Source organism: uncultured Sphingomonas sp., assembly GCF_964244265.1.
Classification (GTDB): Bacteria; Pseudomonadota; Alphaproteobacteria; order Sphingomonadales; family Sphingomonadaceae; genus Sphingomonas.
This window is the reverse complement of the sequence record NZ_CAXTHV010000029.1, coordinates 18602-34255: the sequence shown is the minus strand read 5'-3', so window position 1 is coordinate 34255 and position 15654 is coordinate 18602. Positions and strand designations below refer to the sequence as shown.

Sequence of the window (15654 nt, the reverse complement as noted above, 5' to 3'; positions counted from 1 at the left end):
GGCGGGACCGCGACAAAACTACTTCGCGATGGCGGCGCGGCGCAGGTCACGCGCGCGCGTGAGGATGATGTCCTCCAGCTTCTGGACGGTCGCCGCCTGGACCGGGGCGGACACCCATTGGCCGTTGGTGCTGACCTCCCGCAAGGCGGCGACGCGCAGCGCGTCGGCGCGCAGGTCCTGGTCCAGGATCGACACCGTCACCTTCATCCGTTCGGTCGGCGCGCGGGGGTTCACGTACCAGTCGGTGACGATGACACCGCCGTTCGAATCGGTCTGGAGCAGCGGCATGAAGCTGATCGTGTCGAGCGACGCGCGCCACAGATACGCATTGACCCCGATCGTCGTCACCTTCGATGCCGCGATGTCCGCCTGGGGGCGGCCCTTGCCGCCGGCGCACGCCGCCAGCGGCAGCAACAGGGCCAGATACGCGGTACGCGGCGGACGGATCATGATCATTCCCTATAGCCAGGGGCGAATATCGAGCGGCATCTATAGAAGCTGGCGCCCGCGCTGCAAGCGCCCCCCGCGATCCACCGCATGTGGGCGCAAGGCAACACCTGCCGGGTAAAGTGAGTCACGGGTGTGGCGATGGCGGACCGTTCCGTGATACCGCGCGTACAAATTCGTGGAGTCGAAGGATAAAGCCGGGCAATGGTTGCGTCGCGCGTCATGATGGGGATGGTTGCCGGGACGATGTTCGTCGCGGGCTGCCTTGTCGTGCCCGCGCTTGGTGCTCCCGATGCGCCGCGCCGGGCGATGCCGCCCCGCGCCCAGATCGCGCGGACGTTCTTCACCCCCGCCTCGGCCGATCCCAAGCTGGCCGCGATGATCGCGCGCAGCGGGGTGGACGCGACGAAATTCCGCTTCGCCCCGGCAGATGGGCGGCGCGGCAATCGCGGGGTGACGATCGCGGTCAGGTCACGCTCGACCCTGCCCGGCGTGACGGTCGGCGGCAACGATGGCGGCGTCAGGCCGATCGCGATTGCGCCGATCGCCTATAGCCTGGGCGCTTCGGTCTCCTATAAGCGCCTGACGGTCACCGGCGACACGACGAAGGTCGACCTGGGCGGCGCGCCCGGCAGCGGCAAGAGTGTCGATGTCGGGGTAAGCTATGCCGGCCGACGCGCCAGCGGACGCTTGCAGGTGCGCAGCGAGCAACCGTTGCCGGGCGCCGATGCGCGCCTGTCGAGAGACTTGCCGAGCTATTCGATCGATGTTGGCGGTTCGTACACGCTGACCCGCAATTTCGATGTCACTGCCGGCGTCCGCTACAAATCGCAGGAACGCGACCGCTTGTTCCGCCTGACCGACGGTTCGGCGCGGCGGGACAGCCAGGCGGTCTATGTCGGGACCGCCTTCCGCTTCTGACCGGCCGGCTGGCGCCCAGACACATGGGCCTCCCCTAACTCCATGCATCGATCGCCGCCCAGCCGGCAAACCCGGATAGCCTGCTGAACTTTCGCGCGGTCATGCCGCCCAGTGCGATCGTCGGCAGGTCGTATCCCCTGGTCAGGCGGCGGGCACGCGCCGGCCCCAGCGGCGATGCGCCGATGTGCGATCGTGTCGCGAACACCGGCGACACGAACACGGCGTCCAGACCATGACGCGCCGCCGCCGCGGCCTGGCCGCGGTCGTGGACCGCAGCGGTGCGCAATCCCGGCCGCCGGCATCGCGATGCTCCGTGCGTCCCCGCCTCCCCATAGCCGCAAGGATCGCCGGCGCGGATGACGGCCAGCCCGCGCGAACGCGCGATCCGGACGATCGCGGCGAACAGCCGGCGTCGATCGGTCGCTGGGGTGGCATAATGGCGAAAGACGATGCCGGCGCCGCGCGGCAGGCGCGCGACGGCGGGCAATATCGCGTTGCCCATCCGTTCGTCGGTCATCAGCCACATAGGGGGAAGCGATCGGGGGTGGCGAGGCGTCACGCCGGCCCCTATAGCGCGCGCCATGACGACCGACGACCCCGCGGCCGTGCGGCTCGCCGACGTTCGCGATACCATCGCCCGTGCCGCCCGCCAGGCCGGGCGCGATCCCGCCACGATCGAGCTGATCGCGATCTCCAAGATGCAGCCGGCGGAGGCGATCGGGGCGCTGATCGCCGCCGGCCAGCGATCTTTCGGCGAAAATCGGGTGCAGGAGGCCGAGGCAAAATGGCCCGCGCTGATCGAGCGTCATCCCGGCCTGCGGCTGGCCCATGTCGGGCGGTTGCAGTCGAACAAGGCCGCCGACGCGGTCGCGCTGTTCGATGCGATCCACAGTGTCGACCGCCTGTCGCTCGTCGCGGCCTTGGCCAAGGCGATGGATCGCGGCGACCGCCGTCCGGATTGCTTCGTCCAGGTCAATATCGGCGACGAGCCGCAAAAGGGCGGTTGTGCCACCACCGAGCTGCCGGCGTTGCTGGCGGGCGCGCGCGACGCGGCGTTGCCCGTACGCGGATTGATGGCGATACCGCCCGCCGACGTCGAGCCGGCACCCTATTTCGCGTTGCTGGCGCGGTTCGCGCGCGACCATGATCTCGACCAGCTGAGCATGGGCATGTCGCACGATTATGCCACCGCGGTAATGATCGGCGCGACCCAGGTGCGCGTCGGCACCGCGTTGTTCGGTGCGCGACCATGATAGCCGACCGGGGCAGCGAAGGTCGGCAGCCTCCCAGACCGCCGCGGCGCAACGTCGCCGCGATGATCTTCGATTTCGACGGCGTGCTGATCGAGAGCGAACATGTCGGCAACGCGCATATCGCGCGCTACCTGACCGGTATCGGCCACCCGATCAGCGTCGAGGAGTCGATGGCCCGGTTCATGGGCCTGGCCGGCATCGACTTCATCGCCGCGGTCGAGGCGCAGATCGGCCGGCCGCTGCCGGAGGACTTCGCCGCCGCGCGCGCGGCCGAGGACGATCGCGTCATGGCCGAGGGGATCGGGGCGGTCGCCGGTGCTGTCGGCTTTGTCCTAGGCTTGCCGGCCGATCTTCCGCTGGCGATCGCCTCGTCAAGCTCGACGCGCTGGATTCGTCGCCATCTTGCCCATATCGGGCTGGCCGACCGCTTCGGCGATCACCTCTATTCCGGACGCGAGCATGTCGCCCGGGGCAAGCCGGCGCCCGATCTGTACCTCCATGCCGCCGCCGCCATCGGCGTCGCGATCGATCGCTGCGTGATCCTGGAGGATTCGGTCGTCGGCGCCACCGGCGCGGTGGCGTCGGGCGCGTTCGTCATCGGCCTGGTCGCCGGCAGTCACTGTGGACCCGGTCACGCCGAACGCCTACGCCTGGCCGGGGTCAATGCCGTGGCCGACGATTTCGGCCAGGTCGTGGCGTTGCTGGCATAGCGCCATGACGAACAACGGACCGACGGCATCGCTGCCGCCGGCCCGCCGGACGTACCCTCTCCCTGGGAAGGCTATGCGAAGGAAACGGCCTGCTTGCCGCGACGATAGCGCGCCATGCCGCCGATCATACCGAATCCCACGATCATCATCGCCCAGGTGCCCGGTTCCGGCGCGGGGGCGACGACGGTCAGCGACTCGATCTTGAAAGCGTCGTTGGTGCCGCTGTTGAACGCCGCAGCCACCAGCCATTCGCGCGACGCGGTCTTTGTGCCGGTCATGACCTGGCCGTCCTTGCCGGCCCCCGTCACCGTCGTCCAGAGCGAGGCGGGGAGGGTGTAGGCGCTGAGGTTGAGCTTGTCGTCCCACGAGACTTCCGGGAAACTCGCCGCATAAAAAGCGAGGTCGTTGTCCTTGACCGACGCATTGCCCAGCGTGAAGCTGTTCAGCGTCAGGCTCTGGAGCGTCACCGGCGCGTTGAACTGCAGCAGGACGAAATCGGTGTAGAAACCCGCATTGTCGATCTGGTGGTAACCGTTGTCGCCCGACTGGTCGCCAATGCCGGTCACGCCGAGACCCGGCGAATAGGCGCCGACCCAGGCCGAATTGATCGCGCCGGTGAACTGGTTGATCTGCCAGCCGGTCACTTGCAGCCTCAGGCTGCTGGCATTTGAGGTGGGCTTGAACGGGAGGACATCTCCATACCCCCCGTTATCCGCCATGTTCCCGGTCGTGTTGAACGTAACGGCCTGGGCATTCGCCTGGCCCGCCGTCAAGCTCATGGCCATCAGCGCCAGACTGAAAATCGCCGGCTTTTTGAAATTGCTCATCATCATCACCTGCCTGTTGCCCCGATTGGCCAGGTGGGTCAGCTACCTTCCCCTTAGAACCAATCAACTGCATTCTTCCTTGCCGGCCGGTGCGATCTGTTCAAGATTAACGTCTATCGTTAAATCTCGTTTCAGGACTATGTTTGAATATTTACCATGAATACTTGATTGATGATATTCTGTTGGCGATAAGATCGGAGCACGTCCTGAAAGAGCCATGGAGGGACAAGCCGGGCTCCGCAGACGCGGCGCCCAAGCAGCATCGCATCGCCCGACGTGGATCAAATAGTTGATTTATCCGGAACTTATGCAACCGATCCCGGTTTCGTCTGCCGGGGCCAAGTCAACAGGGATGTTAGGATGACCAGATACCAGGCTATGGCGGCAGCGCTGCTGATCGGGGCCGCCACGGCGGCCATGGCGCAGTCCGCGCCGTCCACGAATGCCCCTCCCCCGCCGCCCCCGCCAGCGACGGCGACGGCCTCCCCGGCGGCCGCCCCCGACATGCAGGCCGTGCTGGATCAGATTGCCGCGCTCGGCCTGAAGCCGATCGAGAAGCTGACCCCGGTAAAGGCGCGTATCCAGCCGTCCGCCGCCGATGGCGCGAAGGCGGTCATGCGGGCAAAGGGCATGTCGACGGCGCCCGATCCCGCGGTGATGACGATGGACAAGCCATATGGCGCCGATCCGATGCAGTTCGCGCGCATCTACAAGCCGGCCCGGGCGCCCGGCGGCACGCCGCTGCCGGTCATCGTCTATTATCATGGCGGCGGCTGGGTCATTGCCGACGTCAACACCTATGACGCGACGCCCCGGCTGCTGGCCAAGCAGCTGAACGCGATCGTTGTCTCGGTCGAGTACCGCCATGCTCCGGAGGCCAAGTTCCCAGCCCAGCACGACGATGCCGCGACGGCCTATCGCTGGGTGTTGCAGAATGCGGCAAGCTGGGGTGGGGACCCGATGAAGGTTGCGCTGGCCGGCGAAAGCGCGGGCGGCAATCTCGCAATCGCGACCGCTATCTATGCCCGCGACAACGGCCTGACTGCGCCGCTCCATATCCTGGCGGTCTATCCGATCGCCAACAGCTCGATGACGTTGCCGTCGCGCCTGGACAGCGCCAACGCCAAGCCGCTCAACAAGGCGATGCTGTCGTGGTTCGGCTATTATTACTCGCGGACCAAGGCCGACCAGACAGACCCGCGGATCAACCTTGTGAAGGCCGACCTGCGCGGCCTGCCGCCCACCACGATCGTCAACGCGCAGATCGATCCGCTGCGGTCGGACGGCGAGACGCTGGCGGTCGCCATGCGCGGCGCCGGCGACAAGGTCGAACAGCGCACCTTTCCCGGTGTGACCCACGAGTTCTTCGGCATGGGGACGATCGTCCGCGGCGCTTATGATGCCGAAATATATGCGGTCGGCCGGCTGAGGAAGGCTTTCGACAAAGCCGGCTGACCCTTTGCCTGATACCCTCTTTTCAAGGAATTCATCATGATCTCGAAACGTCACATCCTCCTTGCGGCCTCGCTCGCGCTAATGGTTGCCGCGCCCGCGACAGCCCAGGTGATGACCCCGGCCGAATATGTCGCCACCGCCGGCGCCAGCGACCTGTTCGAGCGTCAGTCGGCCCAGATCGTGCTCGAGACGACGACCGATGCCAACGTCCGGTCATTTGCGACCATGATGCTGAGCGCACATGCGCAAAGCACCGCCGAGGTGAAGGCGGCCGCGGCCAAGTCGAAGGTCCCGGCCCCGCCACCCGTGCTGACGCCGCTCCAGATGGAGATGATCGCCGAACTCAGGGCAGAAACGGGCGCGGCCCGCGATGCGCTCTACATCGCGCAGCAGAAAGCGGCGCACGGCCAGGCGCTATCGGTGCAACAGGCCTATGCAAGCGGCGGCACGGCGGCGGCGCTGAGGATGGCGGCAGCGAAGATCGTGCCGGTGGTCAGCGAGCATATCGCGATGCTGATGAAGATGTGATGGATCGCAATTACGCCATTTGACCGGCAATGTTGCCGTCGGCCCTGGTTCGGCCGGCGGCTTCCGCTTCTCCACGAGAATAGGTGCCCACCAGCATGCCCGTGCCGAGCACCTTGCCGGCAATCGCCTCCACCAAGGCCGAGCGGCCCGGATTGGCGCTGATCGCCGCCGCTTCGGACAGGGCAAAAAGCTGAAAGACGTAATCGTGCGATCCGTGCCCGGTCGGCGGATCGGGCGGCAGCCAGCCCTCACCAAGGAAGCTGTTCCGCCCGACGTCCCGCCCATCGGCTCCACGTGAGCCGTCCTTGCCGATCGCCCCTTCCGCCAGCCGCCTTTCACTTGCGGGCAGGCCGACGACGACGGCGTGAACCAGGGGGGTGAGCGCAGGCGCGTCGGGATCCTCGACGATCAACGCCAGGCTGGCCGTGCCCGCCGGTACGTCGCCCCAGACCAGCGGCGGCGATACCCCGGCGCCGTCCGCGGTGAAGCGATCGGGCAGGCGCCCCCCGCTGGCGAAGGCGGGACTCGACAGATCGATCCGGCGATCAGGGACGGCCAGCGCGGGTTGCGCAATAACCAGCTTGTCGTGCCCCGCGCGCGCGTTTTTCAGGAGGGCGCCGAGCCATTGCGGTATGTGTTCCAGCACGGTCTACGCTCCTGTCAGGGCAGACCCTTGCCGCCTGCCGAACCATAAACATGCCCGGTCGTATAGCTCCCGTCATTCTCGGCCAGCCGGACATAGATGCCGGCAAGCTCGGCGGGCTGGCCGGGACGCCCGAGCGGCGTATCGCCGCCGAACTTTTCCAGCTTGTCCATCGTTGCCCCGCCGGATACCTGCAGCGGCGTCCAGATCGGTCCCGGCGCGACGCCGTTGACCCGGATACCCTTTGGCGCGAGCTGCTTGGCCAGGCTGCGCACGTAATTGGTCGTCGCCGCCTTGGTCTGGGCATAGTCGTAGAGATCCTCGGACGGGTCGGTGGCCTGTTCGGAGGTCGTGCCGATGATCGCCGAGCCGGGCGCGAGGTGCGGCAGCGCCGCCTTGATGATCCAGAACGGCGCATAGATGTTGGTCTTCATCGTCCAGTCGAACTGCTCGGTAGTGATGTCCAGGATGGAGGCATGGGTCTGCTGGCGGGCGGCGTTGTTCACGACGATGTCCAGCCCGCCGAGTTCGCGGACCGCGGTGTCGACCAGCTTCTTGCAGAACGCCTCGCTGCGCAGGTCGCCCGGGATCGCCACCGCCTTGCGGCCGGCATCGCGGATCGCCGCGATAACCTCGCGCGCGTCGGGCTCCTCATCGGGCAGATAGTTGATCGCGACGTCGGCGCCCTCGCGCGCAAAGGCGATCGCGGCGGCGCGGCCCATCCCCGAATCGCCGCCGGTGACCAGCGCCTTGCGCCCGGCCAGGCGGCCCGACCCACGATAGCTGGCTTCGCCGTGATCGGGCTTGGGCGTCATCTTGCCGGCCAGGCCGGGCCAGGGCTGGGACTGGCGCTGGAAAGGCGGCTTGGGACCCGCGCTGCGCGGGTCCTTCAGGCCGGTGGCGGGCTGCGTTGTCTCGGGCGCCCTGGCAAAGGCGTTAGACGTGGCGGCGGCGACGCCCAAAGTAGCACCGCCGACCACGGTACGCCGCGACAGATTACGATCGTCTTCGATTGGCATGGCACGTCCACAGATTGTTGAAGGATGATCGGGAAACTCGCGACTCTATCGGGAAGTTCATTGCCGGCGGGATTCTTTGCCCAACCTGGATCATCCGCCAGGCATAACAGCCATCAAGCGGCGATCCGGACGGGAACCGACTTGGCCGCCGGAACATGGCTCTCTTCGGCATGATGCTCGACCGGCATCAGCACGTTGCACTCGGGGTAATAAGCGCCGAGACACCCCTGCGGGATGTCATAGGGGGTGACGATCAGTCCCTCGCGGCGGCGTACCTTGCCGTCGCTGGCGTCGCTTTCCAGCGCAATGATCTGGCCGCCCGCCAGTCCCGCGCGGGCTATGTCGTCGGCATGCATGAACAGGACATCGCGCGTGCCCTTCACGCCGCGAAAACGGTCGTGATAGCCGTAGATCGTCGTGTTGAACTGATCGTTCGACCTGATGGTCATCAGCCGGAACCGGCCATCGGCGTCGGCGAACCCGGTCGCCGACAGGCCGGTGGGCGTGAGGAACTCGGCCTTCTTGCTGGGGGTCTGCCAGATCCGCTCGGCCGCCTTGTTGCCCTTCCAGAACCCGCCCGGGGTGAACAGCCGCGCATTGTAATCCTTGAAGACTTCCGGATAGGTCTCCTCGATCGCATCGCGGATGCGGGCATAATCGGCGACCCAGCCATCCCAGTCGACCCTGGGGTTGGGCGGCAGTATCTGTCTGGCGATACCCGCGACGATTGCCGGTTCGGACAGCAAATTGGGGCTGGCGGGCTTTGCCTTGCCGCGCGACCCGTGGATGCAGCTGGTTGAATCCTCGACCGATACGACTTGCGGACCGGTCGCCTGGACATCCTCCTCGATCCGCCCGAGGCACGGGAGCAGATAGGTGACCGCGCCCGGGAACAAATGGTTGCGGTTAAGCTTGGTCGCGATCTGGACCGACACCCGCAGTCCGGGCCACGCTGCCTCCATCGCCGCCGTCTCGGGAACGGCGCGCAGGAAATTGCCGCCCAGCGCGACGAACGCCTTGACCGATCCGTCGATCACGCCGCGGCAGCTCTCGATGGTGTCGAGTCCCTTTTCCCGCGGCGCGGTGAAGCCGTATTGCTCCTCCAGCTTGTCGACCGGGACCAGCTCGGTCTTTTCGGTGATACCGACGGTGCGCTGGCCCTGGACATTGGAATGGCCGCGCACCGGGGTCGGGCCGGCGCCCGCTTTGCCGACATTGCCACGCAGCAGCAGCAGGTTGACCAGCATCCGCACGTTCTCGACGCCCTTGACGTGCTGCGTCAGCCCCATGCCGTAAATGGCGAGCACCGCCTTCGCCTTGGCGTAGATGCGCGCCGCTGCTTCAAGGTCGGCCTTGGCCAGCCCGGATTCATGCTCGATCTCGTCCCAGCCGACCTGGTTCACGGCGTGGACGAAATCGCCGAAGCCATGCGTATGCGCCTTGATGAAGTCGAGATCGAGCACCGGCGGCGCGCCACTGGCGACCGCGGCGTCGTGCCATTCGACCAGGAACTTCGCGATCCCCATCATCGCCGCAATATCGCCGCCGGTCTTGACCTGATGATATTGCGTCGAGATCGCCGTCTCCTTCAGCGTCGCCATCTCGATCGGGTTCTGCGGGTCGGTAAAACGTTCGAGGCCGCGTTCCTTGAGCGGATTGAAGGTAATGATCTCGACGCCGCGCTTGCGCGCGCTGCGCAGGTCGTGGAGCATGCGCGGCGCATTCGACCCGACATTCTGCCCGAAGAAGAGGATCGCGTCGCATTTCTCGAAATCCTCGAGCCGGGTCGTGCCGACCGGCACGCCGATCGCGGCCTTCAACCCGACCGATGTCGATTCGTGGCACATGTTCGAACTGTCGGGCAGGTTCTGGTTGCCGAACATGCGGGCCATCAGGCCGTACATGTACGACGCCTCCAGGCTGGTGCGGCCCGAGGAGTAGAACACCACCGACCGGGGATCTAGCTGGCGGAGTTCCGCGCCGATCTCGACGAACGCCTCTTCCCAGGAGACCGCGACATATTTGTCGGTCGCGGCATCGTAGCGCATCGGGTGGGTGAGCCGACCGTGCTGCTCCAGGTCGTAGTCGCGCCACGACCGCAATTCGGTCAGCGTGTGCTCGGCAAAGAAGTCGGGGGTGGTGCGCAGCGTCGTCAATTCCCACGCGGTCGCCTTGGCGCCCTCCTCGCAGAATTCGGCCGGATGGTGGTCGGCGGGCTTGGCCCAGGCGCAGCTCACGCAAGCAAAGCCCTCAGGCTTGTTCTGCCGCGCCAATTCGCGCACCGCCTCGGGCGAGACGCGCTCGCGCGGCAGGATTTCGGCTACCGAGCGGATCGAGCCCCAGCCGCCGGCCGGTCCCTTGAACGGCTTGATCTCGGGATCGTCGGCCTTCTGCTTCGCCACCTGTCGTCCTTCCCGTCATCGTATGTTCTATCGCATCACTAAACCGGCGACCATCGCCATTGGTCCGCCGTCATGGCCAACATAAAATATCGCAATGGATTGATCCAACGCCGCAAACGGGCGTTCCGGTAAGGATTTGCAATCCGGGAGGCACCCGATTCTGCACGTCGTCCCCGTCAAATGGGGGTATGCGATCGGCATGACCCGTCGATTCCCGACCCCTTCCCCAGCGATCATCATCATCGGGAGAAAGAACATGGCAACAGCGCCCGCCAACCCCGTCCGGTTCTCGCCGTCGGTCGAACAGCACCGCCCCGAGGAAGACGAAACCGTCACGACGCTGAAGGACACGTTCAAGACGATCCTCGATACGACGTCGAGCAACTATGGTCACGCCGTGCGCGGCGTGCACGCCAAAAGCCACGGCATCGTGACCGGCACGCTCACGATCCTGGACGGCCTGCCTCCCACGCTGGCCCAGGGCCTGTTCGCCCAGCCGGGCAGCTATGAGGCGGTGCTGCGCCTTTCCACCGCGCCGGGCGATATACTGGACGACGCGGTCAGCGCGCCGCGCGGCATCGCGCTCAAGGTGCTGGGGGTGCCGGGCGATCGCCTGCCGGAATCGCATGATGGCGACCAGGATTTCCTGATGGTCAACGGTCCCGTCTTCGGTGCGCCGACCCCGGCGGCCTTTGCCAAGAACCTGAAGCTGCTCGCCGCGACGACCGACAAGGCCGAAGGGTTGAAGAAGGCGTGGTCGGCGACCTTGCGCGTGATCGAGGGAGCGCTGGAAGCGGTCGGTGGCAAGTCCGTCCTGCTCAGCCAGCTGGGCGGGACGCCCGAAGTCGATCCGCTCGGCGAAACCTATTTTACGCAGACCGCGTATCGCTATGGCGACCATATCGCCAAATTTTCGCTGAAGCCGGTGTCGGCGGCGCTGACGGAGCGGACCGGCGACAAGGTGGACGTGAAGGATCGGCCGGACGCGCTGCGCGATGTCGTCCGCGGCGTGATGATCGAGCGCGGCGGGACGTGGCAGCTGTGCGTGCAATTGTGCACCGACCTCGACAAGATGCCCGTCGAGGATCCGACCGTGTTGTGGGACGAGAAGCTCAGCCCCTTCGTGCCGGTCGCGACCCTGGTCGTCGAACCGCAGCTGGCTTGGGAGAACGGCGTCAGCGAGGACCAGGAAGACCGGCTGTCGTTCAGTCCCTGGCATGGTCTTGCCGCGCACCGGCCGCTGGGATCGGTCAACCGCGCCCGCCAGGACATCTATCAATTCTCCGCCGAGTATCGCAGCCGGGCGAATGGCTGTCCGATGCATCAGATCAAGGCGCTCGAAGATCTCGACGCCTGATGAGGATCGACGCGGGCGTGACGATGGACGACTTCCTGATCGGCGCGGTGGAGGGATCGTTCGAGAATGTCCCGCCGGACGGAGCGCCCGTCCGCACCGCCCGTGCCGTGGCGATCGAGATGCCCGTCGCGATCGAGTTTAACGGCATCGGTTATGCCGTGATGATGGCGACGCCCGCCGATCTGGACGATTTCGCGACAGGCTTTGCCCTGGGCGAACGATTGATCGAGTCCGTCGCGGACGTGCTCGACATCCACCGTCACCACACGGCCGAGGGCGTCGTGTTGCGGATTACTCTGACGGCGAGGCTGACCGGGCAGCTGGTCGACCGTGTCCGCCACCGAGTGTCCGAATCGTCCTGCGGATTGTGCGGCATCGAGAATCTGGAGCAGGCGCTGCGCCCGCTGCCGCCGGTGCGATCGGCGGACGTGGACGATGCCGGCATCTTCCGGGCGCTGGCGGCGCTGCGTGCCCACCAGCCGTTGAACCGTGCAACCGGGGCCGTGCATGCCGCGGCGCAATGCCGTCCGGACGGGTCGATCGTCACGGTCCGTGAGGATGTCGGGCGTCACAATGCCTTCGACAAATTGATCGGAGCGATGCGGCGCGCCGGCGCGGACTGGAACGGGGGCTTCGCCCTGCTGTCGTCGCGCTGCTCCTATGAGCTGGTGGAAAAGGCGGCGCTGGCCGGCTGTCCGACGCTGGTCACGGTATCGGCGGCGACCAGCCTGGCGATCGATCGCGCGCGGGACTGCGGGCTGCGGCTGGTCATGCTGGCGCGGCCGGACGGCATGCTCGCCATGCCCTTCCGGTAGGCAAGGACATGGGCATCACCGGCGCCGTGCTGGCCGGCGGCCGGTCGCAGCGGTTCGGCAGCGACAAGGCACTGGCGGAACTCGACGGCCGGACGCTGATCGATCATGCCGCGGCCATCGTCGCTCCTTTTGCCGATGCGGTCATCGTCTGCGGGCGGCGGCGGGCGCCCTCCGGCCTGATTGCGGTCGATGATCTTCCTCGCGCCCATCTGGGGCCGTTGGGGGGATTGTGCGCCGCGCTCGCCTATGCGGCGCGACGGGGACATGACTTTGTCCTGTCGACCGGCTGCGACACCCCGGTAATTGATCGGGGGCTGCTGGTTCGGCTGCTCGCAGGCGGCACCTCGACCTATGTCGCCGAAGCGCCGATCATCGGATTGTGGTCGACCGCGCTGGCCGGAACGCTGTTGCATCACCTCGAAACATGCGACGATCGCTCGATCCGGCGCTGGGCCGACGCGGCAGGCATATCGGTGGCGGCAGCGGGACAGGACATCCCAAATCTCAATCGGCCGCTGGACCTGGCCATGCTGCGGCGCACGTTCGACGACTGATCCGGCTTCCCGGTTGATCGAAGTCAAGACGTTCTAACAATTGGCTTTCTTCTCCGTCAGACGGAACTTGGCAGCCGCTCGCGCGATTGTCAGCCTGAAACCCGATGAAGCGAGGCAGACATGGCCGAGACGATGGGCATCCGCGACGATGCCCCCCTTACAGCATCGAAACGCTCGACCGCGGTGGACGAGGCGACCGCCGGAATGATCGAGCCGAAGGGCGACGCCATCGTCGGCCGGGCGGTCACTATCAACCGGCCGGCCGGAGAGCTGTACGCATATTGGCGTGATTTCACTAATCTGGCGACGTTCATGGACAATGTCGTCGAAATCTCCGCGACCGACGACAACAGGTCGCACTGGGTGGTCAAGGCGCCGGGCGGCAGGACCGTGGAATGGAACGCCGTCGTTACCGAGGACCAGCCGAACGAGACCATCGCCTGGACCTCCGAAGAGGGTGCGGATGTGCCCAATAGCGGCCGCATCGAGTTCCGCGACGCGGGCGACCGCGGCACCGTGGTCACCGCGACGATCGTCTATGACCCGCCCGCGGGAGCACTCGGCAAGCTGATCGCCAAGATGTTCCAGCGCGAGCCCGCGATCCAGGCCCGCCGCGACCTGCGCCGCTTCAAGCAGCTGATGGAAACCGGCGAAATCGCCACTTCCGCGAAGAATTGTGCAGAATTCGAGGAGATGGGGCGGTGAAAGCTCTCGCCTGGCATGGCAAGCATGACGTCCGTGTCGACACTGTGCCCGATCCGGACATCGTCAATCCCCGCGACGCGATCATCAAGGTGACGTCGACCGCGATCTGCGGTTCGGATCTCCACCTCTATGACGGCTATATTCCGACGATGCAGGCCGGCGACGTGCTCGGCCATGAATTCATGGGCGAGGTGGTCGAGGTCGGCGCCAAATCCACCCTGAAGAAGGGCCAGCGCGTGGTCGTGCCGTTCACGATCGCCTGCGGCAGCTGTTATCATTGCGGCAAGCACCAATATTCGGCCTGCGACAACGGCCTGCCCGCGGACAACCAGGATATTGCACAGGCGGCTTACGGCCAGCCGATGTCGGGTCTGTTCGGCTATAGCCACATGACCGGCGGCTATGCCGGTGGCCAGGCCGAATATGTCCGCGTGCCGTTCAGCGACGTCGGCCCGATCGTCATTCCCGACGGCGTCGACGACGACAAGGTGCTGTTCCTGTCGGACATCCTGCCCACCGGCTGGATGGCGGCGGAAAATGCGCAGATCGAGCCCGGCGACACCGTCGCGGTCTGGGGCTGCGGGCCGGTCGGGCTGTTCGCGGTGCAGTCGGCGTTCCTGATGGGCGCCGAACGCGTGATCGCGATCGATCATTTCCCGCGTCGGCTGGAACTGGCGAAGAAGTTCGGGGCGGAGACGATCAACTTCGAGGAATCGGCGGTCTATGAGGCGCTGATGCTGATGACCGGCGGGATCGGCCCCGACGCGGTGATCGACTCGGTCGGGCTGGAGGCTCATGGCTTCTTCGTCGACAACGTGATCGACCAGATCAAGAAGTCGACCTTTCTCGGCACCGACCGCACGCACTCGATCCGCCAGGCGATCATCGCGTGCCGCAAGGGCGGGCGGGTGTCGATGCCGGCGGTCTATGGCGGCTTCGTCGACAAGTTTCCGCTTGGCGCGTTCATGGAAAAGGGTCTGACACTCAAGACCGGGCAGACCCATGTCCAGCATTACATGCCCGCGCTGCTCAACGCGATCATGGAGGACAAGATCGATACGACCTTCCTGATCTCGCACCGCCTGGACCTCGAAGAGGCGCCCGAGGGCTACAAGATGTTCCATGACAACCAGAACGAAGTGACCAAGGTGGTGCTGAAGCCGGGCCTGGGCCGCGCGTTTCAGCCCGCCGCTTGAGGAGAAGAGACATGGCAGACAAATTCGCGATCATCACCGGCGCCTCGACCGGCATCGGCTTCGAACTGGCGACCCTGGCCGCAAAGGACGGCTACGACATCCTGGTCGTGGCGGACGAACCGCTGATCGATGCCGCGGCCGCGGACTTCAAGCAGTTCGGCACCGACGTACGGTCGGTGGAGGCCGACCTGTCGACGATCGCTGGCGTCGATGCCTTGCTGGCGGCGACCGACGGACGCCGGATCGACTTGCTGTGCGCCAATGCCGGCAAGGGCCTGGGTCACGGCTTTCTCGACCAGAACGTGGACGACTGGCGCCACGTGATCGACACCAACATTACGGGCACGCTCTACTTGTTGCACAAGGTGCTGCCCGCGATGGTCGCGCGCGACGACGGCAAGGTGCTGGTAACCGGATCGATCGCGGGCTTCATTCCCGGCAGCTTCCAGGCGGTCTATAACGGCACCAAGGCGTTCGTCGACAGCTTCACCGACGCGCTGCGCAACGAGATCAAGGAGTCGACGGGGGTCACGTTGACCACCCTGATGCCGGGTCCCGTCGAAACCGAATTCTTTCAACGCGCGGACATGCTCGACACGTCTGTCGGCGCCTCGGAAAGCAAGAGCGATCCGGCGGATGTCGCCAAGGACGGGTGGGACGCGCTGATGGCGGGCAAGGCCTCGATCGTGTCGGGCTGGAAGAACAAGGTTCAGGCGGTCATGGCGAACGTCACCCCCGCCGCGGTTCTCGCCGAACAGCACCGCACGATGGCGGAACCCGGGTCGGCCGACAAATAATTACGCGACCGGATCACGGGGCAGC

17 protein-coding genes are annotated in these 15654 nt (G+C 66.0%); 11 read left to right on the top strand and 6 right to left on the bottom strand.

All coding sequences use genetic code 11. The features are described 5' to 3' along the window. Positions 1 to 18: 18 nt before the first annotated feature. On the bottom strand, positions 19 to 450 hold the full coding sequence (locus tag ACFE7K_RS12290; protein WP_375398484.1) for a DUF3576 domain-containing protein: 432 nt from the start codon (positions 448 to 450) through the stop codon (positions 19 to 21). Positions 451 to 651: 201 nt separating this feature from the next. On the opposite strand from ACFE7K_RS12290, the gene ACFE7K_RS12285 reads away from it, so the two are divergent. Next, on the top strand, positions 652 to 1368 hold the full coding sequence (locus ACFE7K_RS12285) for a hypothetical protein (RefSeq protein WP_375398483.1): 717 nt from the start codon (positions 652 to 654) through the stop codon (positions 1366 to 1368). Positions 1369 to 1402: 34 nt separating this feature from the next. Here the strand turns inward: ACFE7K_RS12285 and ACFE7K_RS12280 are convergent, their stop codons facing one another. After that, complete coding sequence (locus ACFE7K_RS12280) at positions 1403 to 1885, bottom strand: thiamine phosphate synthase (protein WP_375398482.1); 483 nt, start codon at positions 1883 to 1885, stop codon at positions 1403 to 1405. Positions 1886 to 1949: 64 nt separating this feature from the next. Here ACFE7K_RS12280 and ACFE7K_RS12275 point away from each other — a divergent pair, with 64 nt between their 5' ends. Continuing rightward, positions 1950 to 2621, top strand: a complete 672-nt coding sequence (locus ACFE7K_RS12275) for a YggS family pyridoxal phosphate-dependent enzyme (protein WP_375398481.1) — start codon at positions 1950 to 1952, stop codon at positions 2619 to 2621. Positions 2622 to 2683: 62 nt separating this feature from the next. After that, positions 2684 to 3331 (top strand): HAD family hydrolase, encoded by a 648-nt coding sequence (locus ACFE7K_RS12270; RefSeq protein WP_375398480.1) that lies wholly within the window; start codon positions 2684 to 2686, stop codon positions 3329 to 3331. 71 nt (positions 3332 to 3402) lie between these two features. Here the strand turns inward: ACFE7K_RS12270 and ACFE7K_RS12265 are convergent, their stop codons facing one another. Next, on the bottom strand, positions 3403 to 4164 hold the full coding sequence (locus ACFE7K_RS12265) for a PEPxxWA-CTERM sorting domain-containing protein (RefSeq protein WP_375398479.1): 762 nt from the start codon (positions 4162 to 4164) through the stop codon (positions 3403 to 3405). A 354-nt stretch (positions 4165 to 4518) separates the two neighbouring features. Between ACFE7K_RS12265 and ACFE7K_RS12260 the strand changes: the two genes are divergently transcribed. Both ACFE7K_RS12260 and ACFE7K_RS12255 read left to right on the top strand, forming a co-directional pair. Further along, positions 4519 to 5613 carry an alpha/beta hydrolase gene (locus tag ACFE7K_RS12260; protein ID WP_375398478.1) on the top strand — a complete coding sequence of 365 codons (1095 nt, stop codon included), beginning with the start codon at positions 4519 to 4521 and terminating at the stop codon, positions 5611 to 5613. A gap of 36 nt (positions 5614 to 5649) precedes the next feature. Beyond that, positions 5650 to 6141 (top strand): DUF4142 domain-containing protein, encoded by a 492-nt coding sequence (locus ACFE7K_RS12255; protein WP_375398477.1) that lies wholly within the window; start codon positions 5650 to 5652, stop codon positions 6139 to 6141. Between the two features lie 10 nt (positions 6142 to 6151). Here the strand turns inward: ACFE7K_RS12255 and ACFE7K_RS12250 are convergent, their stop codons facing one another. The 3 genes from ACFE7K_RS12250 to ACFE7K_RS12240 form a co-directional block, all read right to left on the bottom strand. Further along, positions 6152 to 6787, bottom strand: coding sequence for a YbhB/YbcL family Raf kinase inhibitor-like protein (locus ACFE7K_RS12250; RefSeq protein WP_375398476.1), 636 nt, complete (start codon positions 6785 to 6787; stop codon positions 6152 to 6154). 14 nt (positions 6788 to 6801) lie between these two features. Then, entirely contained in the window at positions 6802 to 7803 is a 1002-nt protein-coding gene (locus ACFE7K_RS12245; protein ID WP_375398475.1) for an SDR family oxidoreductase, read from the bottom strand. 113 nt (positions 7804 to 7916) lie between these two features. After that, positions 7917 to 10205, bottom strand: coding sequence for an FdhF/YdeP family oxidoreductase (locus tag ACFE7K_RS12240; RefSeq protein WP_375398474.1), 2289 nt, complete (start codon positions 10203 to 10205; stop codon positions 7917 to 7919). Positions 10206 to 10461: 256 nt separating this feature from the next. Between ACFE7K_RS12240 and ACFE7K_RS12235 the strand changes: the two genes are divergently transcribed. From ACFE7K_RS12235 to ACFE7K_RS12210, 6 genes are all read left to right on the top strand, one after another. Continuing rightward, on the top strand, positions 10462 to 11562 hold the full coding sequence (locus ACFE7K_RS12235) for a catalase family protein (protein WP_375398473.1): 1101 nt from the start codon (positions 10462 to 10464) through the stop codon (positions 11560 to 11562). Next, the gene (gene fdhD, locus ACFE7K_RS12230) at positions 11562 to 12377 is read left to right on the top strand and encodes a formate dehydrogenase accessory sulfurtransferase FdhD (protein WP_375398472.1); all 816 of its coding nucleotides are present in this window, start codon (positions 11562 to 11564) and stop codon (positions 12375 to 12377) included. The genes ACFE7K_RS12235 and fdhD overlap by 1 nt, the downstream gene beginning before the upstream one ends. An 8-nt stretch (positions 12378 to 12385) precedes the next feature. Next, on the top strand, positions 12386 to 12931 hold the full coding sequence (locus ACFE7K_RS12225; RefSeq protein WP_375398471.1) for a molybdenum cofactor guanylyltransferase: 546 nt from the start codon (positions 12386 to 12388) through the stop codon (positions 12929 to 12931). A gap of 120 nt (positions 12932 to 13051) precedes the next feature. Continuing rightward, positions 13052 to 13636 carry an SRPBCC family protein gene (locus ACFE7K_RS12220; RefSeq protein ID WP_375398470.1) on the top strand — a complete coding sequence of 195 codons (585 nt, stop codon included), beginning with the start codon at positions 13052 to 13054 and terminating at the stop codon, positions 13634 to 13636. Then, positions 13633 to 14832 (top strand): zinc-dependent alcohol dehydrogenase, encoded by a 1200-nt coding sequence (locus tag ACFE7K_RS12215; protein WP_375398469.1) that lies wholly within the window; start codon positions 13633 to 13635, stop codon positions 14830 to 14832. The genes ACFE7K_RS12220 and ACFE7K_RS12215 overlap by 4 nt, the downstream gene beginning before the upstream one ends. An 11-nt stretch (positions 14833 to 14843) precedes the next feature. Further along, on the top strand, positions 14844 to 15629 hold the full coding sequence (locus ACFE7K_RS12210; protein WP_375398468.1) for an SDR family NAD(P)-dependent oxidoreductase: 786 nt from the start codon (positions 14844 to 14846) through the stop codon (positions 15627 to 15629). Positions 15630 to 15654 lie beyond the last annotated feature (25 nt).